Source organism: Streptomyces roseolus (assembly GCF_014649855.1).
Classification (GTDB): Bacteria; Actinomycetota; Actinomycetes; order Streptomycetales; family Streptomycetaceae; genus Streptomyces; species Streptomyces roseolus.
Genome location: NZ_BMTV01000060.1, coordinates 1 through 15,433, shown reverse-complemented (window position 1 = coordinate 15,433; position 15,433 = coordinate 1). Strand labels below are relative to the sequence as shown.

Genomic DNA, 15,433 nt, shown 5'->3' with positions numbered 1-15,433 from the left:
CGAACGGTCGCCGCGCTGGAGGAGGCCGGCCGACGTTGCTGGGCGCCGCGCCGGTACGACACCCTCTACGAGAAGGCGGGCACCGCGCGGGGACTACCGCCAGGCGGTCCCCGTCGTCGTCACCCCCCTGGAACAATTGACGGAGCACGCCACCGACGTGGCGGTGTGGCGGCGGCCGGGACGCACCTGGGAGCAGACACTGACGGCCACGCTCGACGACCCCGAAGGCCACGCCCTCTACCGCGTACAGGAGGCCCTCGCGGAGGCGGAGGACGAGCGGCGCCGTGCTGCCGAGCGGGAGGCGGAGCAGCCGGTGTGCAAGTGCTGCGGGCGGAAGTTCAGTGACGAGCGCTGGGAGGAGATCACCGTGTACCGGACCGCCGTGCGTGCCGGGCACACGTCCGTGTGCGGACCTTGCCGCATCGACGACGTCGCCCGCGAGGAAGCCGCCGCCGAAGCCGCCCGCCGCCACGCCGTCATTACACCGGACCCGGAGCACGACCCGGAGCCGGGCAAGCTCCGCGGGCTGTTTTTGCCGCCGAGGCTGTCCCACAGGACGCCGTCCCTCCTCGTCGGGCACGGGGAGGAACGGCGCCGACGAGCAGCGGCTTGAGTCAGGGCGGGGTGGCCTGTTCCGCCAGCGCGGCGAGCGGCGGCCGGCTCGACCACTTCTGGCGCTGACGGAGCAGACGCGTCGGTTCCGGCCTCGCGGAGCAGCGTCCCGGGTTAGAACGGAGGGGAGTGCACACCGGCCCGGCCACGGGTACGGCCCCTGAGGAGGCAGCGTGTTGGAGGATCAGATCGTCGCCCTGGCCGCGAGCGGCGGCGCGGCCGTCGTCGCCGCCATGGCCACCGACGCCTGGCAGCCCACCCGGGAGGGCGTGGCGCGGCTGTTCCGGCGCCAGGGCGCGGAGGTCGAGGGCCGGCTCGACGAGGACGCCGCGCTCGTCGCGGCCGCCGAGGACGGCGAGGCGGCCGACGCCGCGCGGCAGGCGCTCGCGCCCGGCTGGGCGTTGCGGCTGCGCACCCTGCTCGCCGCGCACCCGGAGTATGCCGAGGAGTTGCGCACCCTGCTCCCGGCGGAGGGCGGCGCGACCCGCTCCGTCCAGTACAACATCGCGCACGACCAGGGACGGGTGTTCGGCGTCCTGGACGGCAGCACGGTGATCCACCAGGGGCAGCAGGAGGCGTGAGCACCGAACAACATGTCACGGCCCACGCCGGATTCGCGTACGGGGTGATCGGGGCGGACCTCCACGTCTTCGGCGACGGGTCGCCCGTCTATCTGCTCCACAACTGGCGGCCCGCCCCGGCTGCCGACCCCGACTGGCTGCGGGAGCTGCCGAGCCGGATGCTGAACGCCCGCTTCGAGGTGGTGCCGTTCACCGGCCGAGAAGCGGAGCTGGCCGAGTTACGCGCCTGGCGCGACGAAGAGGCCCGGCTCGCCGTCCGCTGGACGCACGCGCCCGGCGGGCAGGGCAAGACCCGGCTCGCAGCCCGGTTCGCCGAGGAGACCCAAGGGACCGGCTGGCGGGTGATCACCGCGTTCCACGGCCCCGGTTCGGTGCAACCGCCGCCCGGCAGCGAGGACGTGACGGTCGACGGGCACGCGGGGGTGCTCCTCGTCGTCGACTACGCCGACCGCTGGCCCCTCACCCACCTCACCTGGCTCCTGAGAAACGCGGTGCTGCACCGGCCGGGCGTACGCACCCGGGTGCTGCTGCTCGCCCGTACCGCCGACGCGTGGCCCGCCGTCCGCTCCGCTTTCCGCAACATCGAGGCCGCCACCTCCAGCCGGTTCCTCGCCGACCCCCCCGACACCGCCATGATGTACGGGGCCGCGCGCGCCGCCTTCGCCGAACGGTACGGGCTCCCGCCCGCGCCCGGCCCGCCCCCGCCCCCGTACGGGCTGACGCTCGCCCTGCACATGGCCGCGCTCGTCGACGTCGACGCCACCGCCTCGGGCCGCCACCCGCCCGCCGACTTGGCCGGGCTCACCGTGTACCTGCTCGACCGGGAGCACCTGCACTGGGCCACCCTGCACGCCAGGGGCGGACCGCACGCCACGCCGCCGCCGGCCATGAACCGGGCCGTCTTTGCCGCCGCGCTCACCGGCACGCTCGACCGGCCCACGGCGTCGGCCGTGGTGGCCGAGCTCGGAACCGGCCATTCCCCCGGCCGGGTCCTCGACGACCACGCGTACCGCTACCCGGCCGCCGAGCCGGAACGCGGCACGGTCCTGGAGCCGCTCTACCCCGACCGGCTCGCCGAGGACTTCCTCGCCCTCACGCTTCCGGGGCACGACGCCGACTACCCCGCCATGGCGTGGGCCCCCGAGGTGACCGCCCGCCTGCTCGGACCGCACGCCGGGCGGGCGGTCACCTTCCTGGCCGCCGCCGCGCAACGCTGGCCGCACGTCGGGCCCCGGCACCTCTACCCGCCCCTCGCCTACGCCCCGCGCCTCGCGCTCGCCGCCGGCAGCGCCGCCCTCAGCGCGCTCGCCGCCCTGGACGACATCCCCCTCGCGCTGCTGGCCGCCATCGAGAACGAGTTCCCCGCCGACGGCCATGTCGAGCTGAACGCCGGGATGGCGGCCCTGACCCGGCGGGTGGTCGCCGAACTCCTCACCCGGGGCGGCAGCCCCCGCGCCCGCGCCGCCGGCTACCACCACCTGAGCACCCGCCTGCTGAACGCCGGACTTGACGACGAGGCCCTCGACGCCGCGCGGCGGAGCGTCGACGCCGCCCGGGAGCTCGACGACGACGTCCCGGAGCTCGCCGCCTCCCTCGGCCGGCTCGGGGACTGCCTCACCCACAACGGGCGCCCGTCCGAGGCCCTGCGCGCCACCGAGGAAGCCGCCGCCCTTCTCCGGCCGCTCGCCGAGGCCGCCCCGGCGCGCCACGAGCCGCAGTACGCCGGACTCCTCACCGATCTCGCCAGGAGGCTCGCGGCGGCCGACCGGCACCGGGAGGCCCTGGTCGCGAGCGAGAGCGCGACGGCCCGCTGGCGCCGGCTCGCCGCCGCCGACCCCAGCCACACGGAGGGGCTGGCCGCTGCCCTGCAGGCCCTCGGCGGCCACCTCAACAACCACCGCCGCTGGGACGAGGGCCTCGTCGCCACCCGCGAGTCCACCTCCCTCCGGCTCGCGCTCGCCGAAGGGAACATGGCGGCGCACGAGCCCCATCTCGCCTCCGGTCTCGTCACCCTCGCCGCGTCGCTCGCCGCCCTGGGCGGACAGGAGATGTCGCTGAAGGCCACCCGGCAAGCGGTGGAGTCCCTGCGCGCCCTGGCCCGCGTCGACCCGGCCGCCCACGAGCCGGGCCTCGCGGGTGTTCTGATGGACCTGGGCGCCACCCTGAGCGAAGCGGGACCGCACGCCGAAGCGCTGGACGCGACGGCCGAGTCCGTCGCCGTCCGCCGCCGCCTGCACCGGACCAACCCGGGCGCCCACGCCCGTGACCTCGCGAGTGTCCTGTCCAACCTCAGCCACCTCCTCCTGGAAGCGGCCCGCCCGGACGAGGCGCTGGCGGCAGCCGGGGAGGGCGTCCAGCTCCTCGACCCCCTCCACACCGACACGCCCGAGATCCACCGCGCCGACCTCGCGAAGTGCGTGTCGCTCTATGCCGTCTGTCTGGTGGCGACCGGCCGGCACAAGGTGGGCCTCGTGATGGCCGTCCGCGCCGTACGGCTGTACGAGGCCGCGTGGCAGGCAGACCCCGAGCGCCATGGTTTCAACCTCGCCCGGGTCCTCCGTCACCTCGGCCTGCTGCTGGCCGACTCCGGGCACCACGCGGAAGCGCTCGGCGTCTGGGAGAACGCCCTCACGCTGGCGGAGACGCACGGTCACGTCATCCCGCCCGCGTACGCCGGTTTCACCGCCGAGCTGCGCGGCGATCTGGACGCAGTACGCGCGCGGACACGACGAAGGCGGGGCGAACGGTGGTGACACCGGGAACGCCACCCTTCGCCGTGAGGCCGCGGGTCACCGTTAACCGCCAAGCTGGTGAACGAGCTGTAGGACGCTCCTGGCGACCCGGCAGACGTCCCCGAGACCAGTGCGCCATCAACGATCATCCCCACCCCGTACGGACTGCTGAAGGCCATCTTGACGCCCATGGCACGCTCGCCCCGGCGGAACCTGCCGGCATCGGCACCTGGGTGGACGCCGACCGGGCGCCCGAGTCCTCGGAAGCCGCGATCATCGCACTCCGGCTGACCGACACCACCGTACGGACCGTCGACACCACCGACCTTGGAGCGATGTTCCTGCTCGCCCAGGCCCACGACCCCCAGGCCCCGCACCAGGACGTCCGCACCCTTGCCGCGCCTGACCGACGATCCGCGGACGTACTACGCACCCTCGTGGAGGCCGACAGCCTCCGCTCAGCGGCAGCCACCCTGGGCATGCACCGCTCCACCGCCCAAGCCCGCCATGAAGCACTGGCGAACACCCTCGGCTACGACCCGCGCAGCACCACCGGCCGAATGCGCTACATCGCCGCCGAACTCCTGCTACGCCTCAGCGACCCGATCGCACCGGACGATCCGAAGACCACATCGCCGTCTGGGCAGGCCCCCGGCCTGCTGGCGCCGCACACGCGGGGATAGCCTCTTCTCCGCCACGGCCCCCGCCAGAGCCTCGCGCTGCTCCCCGCTTGTGCGGGGGTGGCCCCTGGACGATGTGGGATGCGGCCCTCGTCGTCGGTTGCTCCGCGTTCGCGGGGGATGGACACGCCCTAGGTGTATTGATCACGAGCGTTGTTAACGCCGGCTGGTCTTGATCATGGCGAAGACCTCCGGTGCGGTGGAGGTGTCTAGGCTTCACCGCACACGGAGGTCTTCGTGTCCCACCGTAATGCCCGGCTGACCGTCCACGGCAGGCGGATCCTGACGGATCGGCCCGATCCTGGGCCTGCCCGCCTCGACCGTGCACCGGATCCTTCTCCGCCACGGCCTGAACCGGCTGGCCTGACTCGACCGGCCCACCGGCGAGCCGATCCGCCGCTACGAACACGCCAGGCCCGGCGATCTGGTCCACGTCGACATCAAGAAGCTCGGCAACATCCCCGACGGCGGCGGCCACAAGGTCATGGACCGCGTCGCACCGCGATGGACAACAAGCTCGCCACCACCGACCAGCGCCGCAGCTGCAAGCCGGTGATCGGCTACAGCTACATCCACTCGGCCGTCGACGACCACTCCCGCCTGGCCTACAGCGAGGTCCTGCCCGACGAACGCCAGCACACCGCGATCGCCTTCTGGCAGCGGGCGAACGCGTTCTTCCAGGCTCACGGCATCACCGTCGAACGCGTGCTGACCGACAACGGCACCTGCTACAAATCCGAGCTCTTCACGCAGACTCTCACCGCGGCCGGTATCGCCCACAAGAAGATCCGGCCCTACCGGCCGCAGACGAACGGCAAGGTCGAACGCTTCAACCGCACCCTCCTGGACGAGTGGGCCTACCTGCGGTCCTACACCTCGAATACCGAGCGGACCGAAGCCCTGGCAGACTTCCTCCACACCTACAACCACCACCGCTGCCACACCGCACTCGACGGACACCCGCCCATCAGCCGCGTCAACAACGCTGCGGATCAATACACCTAGGACCTGTCCGACGGATCATGGTCGGAGCCATAAGCGGATCGCGGCGAGGGCGACGGTGCCATGGAAGACGTAGGCACGCTTGTCATAACGCGTGGCCACAGCACGGAAGTTCTTGAGCGAGTTGATCGTGTGTTCGACCTCGTTGCGACGCTTGTAAATCACCTTGTCAAAGCCAACGGGTCGGCCGCCTCCACGTCCGCGTCGTTGCCGGTTGGCCCGTTCGCTGCGCGGTTCGGCAATGGTGTGCTTGATCTGGCACCTGCGGAGGTAACTGCGGTTGCGGCGGGAACTGCACGCCTTGTCTCCGCTGAGATGGTCGGGGCGCGTGCGAGGCCGGCCGGTGGTGAGCCGGGGGACGCTCAGACGTTCCAGTACCGGGACGAGCTGTGGAGCGTCGTCTAACTGCCCCGGGGTGATCGAGAACGCCAAGGGGTGGCGTCCGCCCTCGCCGACCAAATGGATCTTGCTTGTCAGACCACCCCGCGAACGCCCCAGTCCCTCGTCGGGCCGATGTCGAGGAGGGAAGGCACGACGCCCCGGGATGCGCGGGGCGTCGTGCGTGCGCCGGCCGCGTGCTGATGGGCCCGGCAGGAGGTGGAATCGATGCCGGCCATGCTCCAGCCGATCCGGTCTTCGGCGTCAGCGTGCGCCAGGAGCGAGCGCAGGATCTTGTCCCAAGTGCCGCCTGCCGACCAGCGTCGGTGACGCTCATGAACAGTCTTCCACGGCCCATATTGCGAAGGCACGTCACGCCAGGGCACGCCTGTGCGCAGGTGGAAGGGGATTCCGTTGATCACTGTGCGGTGGACGCTCCACCGTCCGCCCGGCCGTCCGTCGCCGGGTAGCAGTGGCGCGAGCCGTGCCCGCTCGGCATGCATCAGATCGCCTCGTTCGACCTCGGGCACGGTGCCCCCGTTCCCCGAGACCGGATCAGGCGGTCACGCGGTGATCCGCCGGGCGTACACCTCGATCTCGATCTTCATGCGGGAGTCGGCGAGGCCGCACATGAGCATGGTGGCGGCCGGCCGGACCTCGCCGAACGCGCGACGCAGTGTCGGCCAGCAGGGCTCGAAGTCGGCTCGGTCGGGCAGCAGGTAGCGCACCCGTACGACGTCGGCGAAGGTGCACCTCGCTTCGCTCAGGGCGGCCTCGATGTTGCGCAGGCACTGCTCGGCCTGCTCCACCACGTCCTCGGCGATCGTCATGGTGGTGTAGTCGAATCCGGTCGTCCCGGACACATGAACCCAGTCGCCGTCGATCACCGCGCGGGCATAGCCGATCTGTTCCTCGAACGTCGAGCCGCTGAGAATGGAACGTCGCTCTGTCATGCGCCGAACGCTAGGTGACCTGTGCAGATACGTCTAATACGCCTTCAGCTGTGGAGTGATATCTCTAGGCGTATGGAGCGTCCCGAACTTCCCCTGCCGCAGCTGCACGCCTTCGTCGTGCTCGCCGAAGAACTCCACTTCGGCCGCGCCGCTGCCCGCTTGGGCATCGCCCAGCCGCCGCTGAGCCAGCAGATCCGCCGCCTGGAGGACAAGGTCGGCTACGCCCTGTTCAGCCGCGAACCCGGACGCATCGGCCTCACTCCGGCGGGCCGAGAACTTCTCCCCGCCGCCCGGCATGCCCTCACCCACCTCGCACGGGGCCTGACCGCAGCCCGAGAAGTCGGCAGCGGCAGGGCCGGCCGCCTACGGATCGGCTTCGCCGCCTCCCTCGCCCTCACCGTCCTCCCCAGCTTGCTGCACATCTTCCGGGAGCGGTTTCCCGCTGTGGATATGGACATCCAGGAGATGACCACCACGCCACAACTGGCCGCCCTGCGTGAACGGACGATCGACATCGGCCTGTTGCGAGAGCCGCCTGCCGATGACGCGGAGCTCGGGTTCGAGACCTTGCTGACCGAACCATTCGTGGCCGTTTTGCCCAGCTCGCACCCTCTCGCGGCGCAACGAACCGTCCGGGTCGAGCAGTTGGCGGACTGCCCCTTCGTGCTTCTGCCTCGCGCCGTCGGCCCGCCGCTGTACGACCAGATCGCCAACCTCTGCATCGCCGCGGGCTTCACTCCCGAAGTGGCCCAACACGCTGTGGAATGGCAGACCGTATGCGCCTTGGTTGGAACTGGTCTCGGCGTGTCACTGGCCCCGGAGAGCATCCGCCGGATCCGCCTCAAAGGCGTTGCCTTCCGCAGGATCGAGCCCGACACCGTGCGGACACGAGTCGCCGTCGCGTGGCGCCGGAACGACCTGAACCCCCTGGTCCCAGGCATCTTGGCCGCCCTTAACCATGATCCGTCGGACAGGCCCTAGTGATGTGAGTCAGTGATTCGTCGGCAGTGGGTGGCGACTTTGTCGAGGATTTCGTCGGTTGTCTTCGTCCAGACGAAGGGCCTGGGGTGTTTCGTTCCAGTCGGTGAGCCAGGCCCGGATGTTTCGTTCGAGGGCCTGGACGGAGCGGTGGACGCCGCGCTTGAGCTTCTTCTGTGTGAGTTCGGCGAACCACCGCTCGACCAGGTTCAGCCAGGACGCACTGGTGGGCGTGAAGTGCAGGTGGAACCGCGGGTGGGCCAGCAACCACTTCTTGATGTCGGGCGTCTGGTGGGTCGCGTAGTTGTCCAGGATGAAATGGACGTCGAGGCCCTCGGAGACTTCCTTGTCGAGTTTGGCCAGGAACTTCTTGAACTCCGCCGCCCGGTGGCGGCGATCAGGGAGCCGATGACCTTGCCGGTGGCGACCTCGAGGGCGGCGAACAGGGTCGTGGTGCCGGCCCGGACGTAGTCGTGACTGGCGAACGCCCGCCAGATCCGCGAGATGGTCGACTGCGACATGCCTGTTGCCGCGGCCATCGACCGGGTCGACCAGTGGGTCGCGTTCTTCGGAGTCTCCTCGAGCGTCTTGACGATCACCCGCTCGACATCGGCGTCGGTGATCTTCCTCGGGACGCCGGGCCTGGGGTCGTCGCACAAGCCGTCCAGGCCACGGTCGATGAACCGGCGCCGCCAGGTGCGGACCGTGTCCGGAGTGACCCGCAGCCGACGGGACACCTCCATGATCGAGTGGCCCTCGGCGCACTCCAGCACGCTCCGCGGCCCACTTCGGGTCTTTGCCCAGGCCGCCCTTGCGACGCAGGTTGGCCATGTGCTGCCCGATAGACACAGGGCCGCCGCCGGCCGGGTCGTCCCACACCGCGTCCTGCCGCGGCGCGAGGTGCCCAGTCGCTTTCCGGTAGGACCGCAGTGCGGCGAGCTTGGCCTCCCACGCCTCCTCGCCCGGCTCCCACACCATCCCGGCCTCTGGGGCGTCCAGCAGTGTCTTGCGCCGGTCCTCCAGCTCCCCGGCCCGCAGCGCCTTGCGCTGTTGGTGCACCCACCGCCCGAGGGGGAAGTCTTTGGTGACGCCGGCCTCGACCTGGACCTCGACGTCGTACGGGACGGCGTAGAGGCCGGTGATCTCGTTCTCCTTCCGTCACCGGAGCAGGGCCTGGTAGCCCTCCAGCCACACCAGCGACTCCGGCCGGTACACCCGGGTCCGCAGGAACGCCGCGACCGTCGCGGCATCCCGCGGGCTGGAGAAGTGCAGCAGCGCCGATTCGGCAGCAGCGTCGGTGTCGTCGTCCTCCTGGTCCTCACCGTCGCCCGCGCCGCCAGCGGTCCCGACGATCCGCCCGTCCTCGTCACGCCGCAGGTGCACCTTGCGCTTGCCGCTCGTGAGCGCCCGGGAGGCGAGTTGCTCGACCAGGCGCTCATCGTGCGAACGCAGGCCCTGGAGCACGGCGACGAGCGGCTTGAAGCTGGCGGAGGCGACCATGTCCTCGGGGTCCTCGTTCGGCTCCAGGAACACCGGCACGATGATCCTGGCCACCTTCGTACTGCCGTCGCGGTTCAGCCGGAGCGCCCGCCCGATGTTCTGCACGATCTCGACCTGGGAGCCGCGGGTGTCGGCGAAACAGACGGCCTCGACTCCCCGCTCGCCGGTGATGTCGACGCCTTCCCCGAGGACGCGAACGCTGGCGAGGAAGGCGCGGTGGACCCGCCGGTTGTTGGCGTCGATGCCGCCTGCGAACTGCCGCAGGACCTCGCGCCGCTCGGAGACGGTCTGGTCGTCGTACAGCCACGCCGACCACACGCGGTCCGGCGGGACGTGGCGGCCGGCCTCCAGCTCGTAGAACTCGGCCTCGATCGACGACGCGGGCAGCTTCTCAGCGGCCCTGGAGGGCCTGCCCTGTCTCAGGGCTGGCTGGCTGTCGGGTGGCCTGGGCCTTGTGGTGGCCGGGCAGGCGGCTGCGTTCGCGTGTACCTGACGGGGGAGGAAACGCCGTACCCCGCGGCCCTGGGCATGCGGTCGCCCGTCTCGGCTGCCCGGCCGGCCAAGTACGTACTGCCGTCCGCCGCCAGGCCTCACCGAACTCCGCGCCCGCGCTGCCCGTTTCCTCCTCGTCCGGGTCGATCAGGCGATGTGGTTGTACGTCGCTCCCGGGTGGACGTCCGCGAGGGTTCTCTTGGCGAAGGGACTGCGCCAGTCACCGGTCCCGGTGTAGAGGTAGACCCGCTTGGTGACCGGGTCGTGGGCGAGGAGGTCGGTCCGGCCGTCGTGGTTCACGTCCCCGGCGCCGGTGAGCTGGCCGTAGACCTGCCAGCCGCCTCCGATGAGCTTGCGGGCGGTGTAGGTGCCGTCGCCCTTGCCGAGGTAGAGCCACAGAAGGCCGTCCTTGTCGCGTGCCACGAGGTCACCGCCCGTGGCGCCGCCGATGTCGCCGACCGCGGTGAGCTGGTTGTAGATGCCCCAGCCGGTACCGATCTTCTTGCGGGTCTCGTAGGGGTAGCTGACGCGACCGGTGCCTTGGTAGAGGTAGAGCCCACCGGCCTTGTCGACGGCCACGACGTCGGGGCGGCCGTCTCCGGTGAGGTCGCTGCCACCGGCGATCTTGTCGTAGACCTGCCAGCCGCCGCCGATTCGCGTGCGGGGAAGGAACCCTCCCCGGCCGTTGCCCTGATGGAGCCAGAGGACACCGGCCGTGTCCCGCGTGACGACGTCCGCCGCATAGTTGTCGCCGCGGCCGGCGACGGCGGCATCGCCGACGACCTCGATCTTGTCGTAGCCCTGCCAGCCGGTGCCTGCCGACGCCCGGGGGCGCCCGTCCGCGGCGCTGTCCCGCCACAGCGTCCCCGTGGCGTCCCGACCCAGGAGGTCGGGGTAGCCGTCGGCATCGATGTCGTGGGCGAGGCCGGCCGGGGTGGTGCCGCGGGCCACGAACGTCACGACGGGCTTGCCGTCGGCACCGAGCACGACACGGTGGATGCCGATGTTCCCTCCCCGGGCGCCCTGGGCGACGACGGCTGTTCCATCGGCGGCGGTGGACAGAGCGTCGACCCGATCGAAGAGAGTGACTGTCGTCCCGGTCACCAGGTGCCGCGCCTGACCCCCGAACAGCAGCCAGTCACCGAGCAGTTCCACGGCGAGGGGACCGGTGCCCGCCACCGGGACGACCATGTGCCTGCCGGTCGCCCGCTCGCGGACCACCACGTTACGTCCGGAGGCCGGGCTCCCCTCCTCGGTCCACGCCGCCCGGGTCGCCGAGACCGCCTGCACCCTCGGATACGTCTCCGACACCGTGACGGTCGCCAGGTCGATCAGCCCCACCCGCTGTTCGCCCTCGGCGGTACGAAAATCCAGCAGGCCGACCGTAGCGGTGGCCGGCCGCACCTTCAGATAGCTGGTCCCCGCGGGCAACCCCCGGATCTCGCGAGGCGCCGCGTCCTTCGTGTCCAGCCACAGAGGACTCTTCTCCCCCTGACCGTTGTCAGGCCTCAGGGCGATGGCCGACCCGGCGGTACCCACATAGAGGGCATCGATCACATCGGGCAGCTGCTCGGTACGCCAGGTCTCACCGGTCCTCAGGTCGACGCCCAGGCCGTTGTAGCCGTCGTCCGTCCCGGCCAGCAGCTCCCCGGACACATCGCTCAGCCCCTCGGCATAGAAGGGCGTGAAGTCGCGGGCCGGGCCGCCAGAGTAAGGGACCCAGCGGTACGTCGAGTAGTCCTGGTGACCGGTGGGGACGTACAGGACGTAGCCCTCGGCCCCCGCGCTGAGCAGCTTCGTCCCGGGCAGGAGTGAGGGGAAGGGCACCGCGGACGAGTCGGCGGAGGAGGCCGCTGCCGAGGGCGCGACGAACACGCCCGCGCCGGCTGTCAGAGCCAGAACTGCCGCTATGGAGGAGCCCAGACGAATAGAGCCGATGGTACGGAACTGCAAGGCAACCCCCAGGAAAGAACGGACGCGGTCACGCCGTGCCCGTTCAGACTCACGGACGGCGCAAGAGGTTGTGCACCAACCCCTACCGAACACGGACCGAGGACACCGGCAGGGTTCGCCGCCCCCGACCGGCCCATGTACCGCCCTGGCCATCGAGGATCACCTGCCACTTCCGACTCACCCAGGACCGGCGAGAGCCGCGGATCTCCAGCACGTCGACCTCGACCCGGCGAGGATCTCCCACTCGATCGCCTCCGACAGGCCGAGCTCCGCGAGTCATGCCCCGTACGTCCCGTCCGGGTCGTCGGCCATGTGTGAATGGGTGCGTTGGTGGCATCGGATGGGTATCAGCAGGGGGGCGGGAGAGCTCTTCCTGCTCAGAGTGCACCGCGGTGGTGATCATGGCTGTCGCGCAGTGACCAAGCTGCTGCCGTCAGATGCCCATCACAGGAGAGCCTGGCTGTCATGGGCTTGCCGGCTCACAAGTGTGTGGATCAGGGAGAGCAGGATCTGGCTCCGGAAGGGGCGGGTGGTGGTTCGAGTGGGGTTCTGCCGGCTGCGTCGGTTCTGGCGTCGGGCGCTTCGACCGTTCGTCCCCTGCCCGGCCAAGGTGGTCGTGTGTGTGCGTGGTGGGTGGGGGTAGGCGGGTGATCGGAGCGAAGTGGACACCTCCTGGGCCGGTCGTACGCGTACTTCCCCCGGCGCGTGCGGCCGGCCTCCCGCTGTTCCCCGCCCGGTTCTCCGGGCGAGGAACAGCCGTGCACGCCTCCTCGGCGGCCGGGGCGGGCTTCCTCGTCCCGCCGATTCCTCCTCGGCGTCATCGCCCCGCCTCGTCCTCGTCCTTGTCTTGCTCGTCCGCCTGGTCGTTCTCGTTCTCGGCGGCCGCGGGCCGCGCCTGGCGGCCTGCTCGGGCGGGCTGACGCGCTCGCCCTGCGCCCCTGGCCGCCCCGCGCCTCGGCTTCAGTGGCCCTGTGCGCCCCTCAGACGGCACAGCGTCTCGCCGGGTTCTCTCTGGTCATCCGTGGTGTCTGCTGGGCGCGTAGGCGGGCGTACGGCGGCTCGCGGGACGTGGGGTCGTACGGAGTTCGTGGGGGGCCCGGGGTGCTGTTCGGCATCCCGGGCCCTACGCCTGTATGTCCGTTTTCTCGCGGTGCGCCTGGGCGCGCGTCCGCGTGCACCGTGCTCGTCGTGGGTGTCGTCAGGGGGCGCGCGTGGTGTGGTGCAGGAATTCGGCGGGGGTGGCTCGGTTTTCGGGTTGGTTTTCGGAATGGGGGCGGGGGTGTTCCTGGTGGTGGTCGGCGGTGGGGCGCCGGCCTCGGTCGGGCGGGGCGTGAGGGCGGCCGGGCAGGGGTTCGGCGGGGGTGGGCGGTGGCTGGTCGGGGCCCCGGGCGGATTCAAATCGGGGGTTAAATCCAGGCCCGTGGTGAGTGGGACTCACCACGGGTGGGCGGCGGGCTGAACCTGATAGGTCGACCCCTTGTTTTCCCTGGTGAACAGCCCTGCTGATAGGCCCTGCAGTGGGCGCGTGGTGAGTGGGTCGGTGAGCTCCCGGCCGGGCTCCCCAGCCCCCGTAGCGCATCTCTGCGGGTGCTGCTCCCCGGGGCCCGAGCGCGGCTCGTCCGGGCGGGGCGGAGGGCCCCTCCGGCGGGGAGGCCGGCCTCCTTCTCCGGGCCCGGCCGAGGTACCCGTTCCGCGCCCGGTCGTGTCGACGGTCAGTGGAAGTACGTAGTTGTCAGGCTTCGGACCTGCGGCTGTGCAGCTTGTCTGAGCCGGTGACGGTTGTGCTGACCCATCGGATCTACGCAGAGTCTCAGGCGCATGCACGTATGACCTGCGGAGACTCCAGCTCTGGATATGATTGCGCAGATTCACCGAGTTTTGAGCAGCTGAATTGATCCGAAGCTGGCCCCAGCAACGAACCGTTCAGGATGCCCCTTGATTCTGCCATCTCTACATACTGCATCAACCCAACAGTCATCCTGCTCCCTCAATCAGCACGTAAGGTCCGTGCATGACCGCTGACTGGTATGTCCTCATCGAGGAGGACACCCGGACCACCCAACATGCCGACGGCACGGACCTGAAGCTGCACCGCTGGATGCTCACCGGCACCCACCGCATCGGCCCCGACCCCATAGAGGCGACCGCGGCCGCCGAGGACGCGGCCCTCAACTACCTGCCGGGCATCCTGGCCCGCCACGCACGCCCCGGGGACGAGCCCGCCCGCCATGCCCTGCGTACTCGGGACGGTGCATGGGTCGTGCTGGTGAAGCAGCGCCATCGTGAATGTCATATACGGGTGACCACGGCCCAGCTCGTCCACCGGCGAGAAGAGAAGGAAGCGCCGCCGAAGTCTTTGAAGGAGAAGTTCCGCAGCGCCATAGAGGGCCCGCCCCCCGCGGTACAGCCCTGGGCCTGGACACCCAGGGACGAAGCCGATCAGACCTGACCTCCCCGCACCCCGCCGACAAACAACCGAACCAGCCGCACCACCAGGCGCCGGCCCAGCCCCCGCCCCGTCCACCGGGCGCACCGAGCCAGGCGACTGCCACCGTCCGGCGCTTACCCGCAGTCTGCTCCTGGCCGCGGTGGATTGTCAGTGGTCTCGTGCATGCTCACCGGCAAAGAGATAGACACCTGCCGCCCCTCTTTGCCGGGCCTCTCGAGAAGTCATGAGTAGCAGTACTCATGACCACCACTCCGCCCGCGGGCAGGGTGGTGTTGTCGTGGCAGGTGTTCGAAGGGGAGGGAGTATGTGATGCGTACGAGGAATGTGCCTGTGGTGGCGTTGCTGGCCGCCGGCGCGATGGCGGCGATGACTGTCACACCGGCGGCAGCGGCTGATGGCCTGCTTCCGCATCCGGGCCCGGACGGTCTGGTGTGGGTGGAAGAGGCGGTGGGGGACGGGGGCGTGGTTTCGGGCGGAGCGTGGGATCGTCTGCCGACGGTGCTGACGGTGGCGTGTGAGGGAGGCGGTGCCGTGCACGTGACGATGGACTCCCAGGGGCATCAGGTGGCGGACTTCACCGTGGACTGTCCCGCCGGTATCCCAGGGGTAGGTTCGGTCGCCCTGGACCCGGGCGTGGTCCGCCCCGGGTCGTTCACCATCGGTGTCGACGCCTCAGATGACACTGTCCGCTGGGCCCTGACGGTCACCCAGCCCGAATAGCCCCACCCCGCTGCCTCCCTTGCAGCCAGCTGCCCGCGAAGCGGGCTCAAGGGATCCTGAAGGCGAAGCCGTAAGGATCCCCAGGCCGGGGGGAGCGCAGCGGATCCGGCCCGGTTTCGGGGGCCGGGGGAAGCCCCCGAAACCGGCTGCTGCGCAGCAGCCGGCCTCCGGGAGCGAAGCGGACGGAGCGTCACCAGGCCTGCGGAGCAGGCCGCACGGCCCGAAGCGAAGCGCAGGGCCGGCTCTCCCGCGAAGCGGGAGAGCAACACGCCCGCGAAGCGGGCGTGTTCAGACCCGCGCGAAGCGCGGGTCTGAAAGCCGAAGCGAAGCGCAGGCTCACCCCGCCGCGAAGCGGCGGGGTTTCGTTGCACCGCGCGCAGCGCGGTGTGACCCGCTCCGCGGG

At 70.7% G+C, this 15,433-nt stretch carries 10 protein-coding genes and 3 pseudogenes; 8 read left to right on the top strand and 5 right to left on the bottom strand.

Annotated elements, in window-relative coordinates:
• Positions 1-136: 136 nt before the first annotated feature.
• The 5 genes and pseudogenes from IE245_RS36120 to IE245_RS36100 all read left to right on the top strand — a co-directional run.
• Positions 137-613 (top strand): hypothetical protein, encoded by a 477-nt coding sequence (locus tag IE245_RS36120; protein WP_229852062.1) that lies wholly within the window; start codon positions 137-139, stop codon positions 611-613.
• 172 nt (positions 614-785) lie between these two features.
• A complete protein-coding gene (locus IE245_RS36115) occupies positions 786-1,193 on the top strand; it encodes a hypothetical protein (protein ID WP_189955623.1) in 408 nt (135 codons plus the stop codon).
• On the top strand, positions 1,190-3,946 hold the full coding sequence (locus tag IE245_RS36110) for a BAR domain-containing protein (protein ID WP_189955621.1): 2,757 nt from the start codon (positions 1,190-1,192) through the stop codon (positions 3,944-3,946). Before IE245_RS36115 ends, IE245_RS36110 begins: the two co-directional genes overlap by 4 nt.
• A gap of 212 nt (positions 3,947-4,158) precedes the next feature.
• Positions 4,159-4,608, top strand: coding sequence for a hypothetical protein (locus IE245_RS36105; RefSeq protein WP_189955620.1), 450 nt, complete (start codon positions 4,159-4,161; stop codon positions 4,606-4,608).
• Positions 4,609-4,891: 283 nt separating this feature from the next.
• Positions 4,892-5,610, top strand: a pseudogene (locus tag IE245_RS36100) (IS481 family transposase); the annotation flags it as partial.
• Positions 5,611-5,625: 15 nt separating this feature from the next.
• Here the strand turns inward: IE245_RS36100 and IE245_RS36095 are convergent.
• Together IE245_RS36095 and IE245_RS36090 are read right to left on the bottom strand one after the other, a co-directional pair.
• Positions 5,626-6,488 (bottom strand): IS5 family transposase gene (locus IE245_RS36095; protein WP_229852065.1). Its coding sequence is split into 2 segments (ribosomal slippage): positions 5,626-6,164 and positions 6,164-6,488, totalling 864 coding nucleotides; the frame shifts between segments, so codons are not numbered across the junction.
• A 60-nt stretch (positions 6,489-6,548) separates the two neighbouring features.
• Positions 6,549-6,938, bottom strand: coding sequence for a RidA family protein (locus IE245_RS36090; protein WP_189955618.1), 390 nt, complete (start codon positions 6,936-6,938; stop codon positions 6,549-6,551).
• Between the two features lie 72 nt (positions 6,939-7,010).
• On the opposite strand from IE245_RS36090, the gene IE245_RS36085 reads away from it, so the two are divergent.
• Positions 7,011-7,919, top strand: a complete 909-nt coding sequence (locus tag IE245_RS36085; protein WP_189955616.1) for a LysR family transcriptional regulator — start codon at positions 7,011-7,013, stop codon at positions 7,917-7,919.
• Here the strand turns inward: IE245_RS36085 and IE245_RS36080 are convergent.
• The 3 genes and pseudogenes from IE245_RS36080 to IE245_RS36070 form a co-directional block, all read right to left on the bottom strand.
• Positions 7,916-8,767, bottom strand: a pseudogene (locus tag IE245_RS36080) (IS630 family transposase). The gene IE245_RS36085 and the pseudogene IE245_RS36080 overlap by 4 nt on opposite strands.
• Positions 8,685-9,815: pseudogene (locus tag IE245_RS36075) on the bottom strand (helicase associated domain-containing protein); the annotation flags it as partial. The pseudogenes IE245_RS36075 and IE245_RS36080, both read right to left, overlap by 83 nt.
• 240 nt (positions 9,816-10,055) lie before the next feature.
• Positions 10,056-11,783: an FG-GAP repeat domain-containing protein gene (locus IE245_RS36070; protein ID WP_189955614.1), complete on the bottom strand. Its 1,728-nt coding sequence runs from the start codon at positions 11,781-11,783 to the stop codon at positions 10,056-10,058.
• A 2,089-nt stretch (positions 11,784-13,872) separates the two neighbouring features.
• Here IE245_RS36070 and IE245_RS36065 point away from each other — a divergent pair.
• Together IE245_RS36065 and IE245_RS36060 are read left to right on the top strand one after the other, a co-directional pair.
• Positions 13,873-14,310 (top strand): hypothetical protein, encoded by a 438-nt coding sequence (locus IE245_RS36065; protein WP_189955610.1) that lies wholly within the window; start codon positions 13,873-13,875, stop codon positions 14,308-14,310.
• A 330-nt stretch (positions 14,311-14,640) separates the two neighbouring features.
• Positions 14,641-15,030: a hypothetical protein gene (locus IE245_RS36060; protein WP_229852059.1), complete on the top strand. Its 390-nt coding sequence runs from the start codon at positions 14,641-14,643 to the stop codon at positions 15,028-15,030.
• Positions 15,031-15,433 lie beyond the last annotated feature (403 nt).

Coding starts and splice junctions, on each gene's coding strand:
- IE245_RS36085 (WP_189955616.1), top strand. CDS start 7,011: ATGGAGCGTCCCGAACTTCCCCTGCCGCAGCTGCACGCCTTCGTCGTG.
- IE245_RS36090 (WP_189955618.1), bottom strand. CDS start 6,938: ATGACAGAGCGACGTTCCATTCTCAGCGGCTCGACGTTCGAGGAACAG.
- IE245_RS36065 (WP_189955610.1), top strand. CDS start 13,873: ATGACCGCTGACTGGTATGTCCTCATCGAGGAGGACACCCGGACCACC.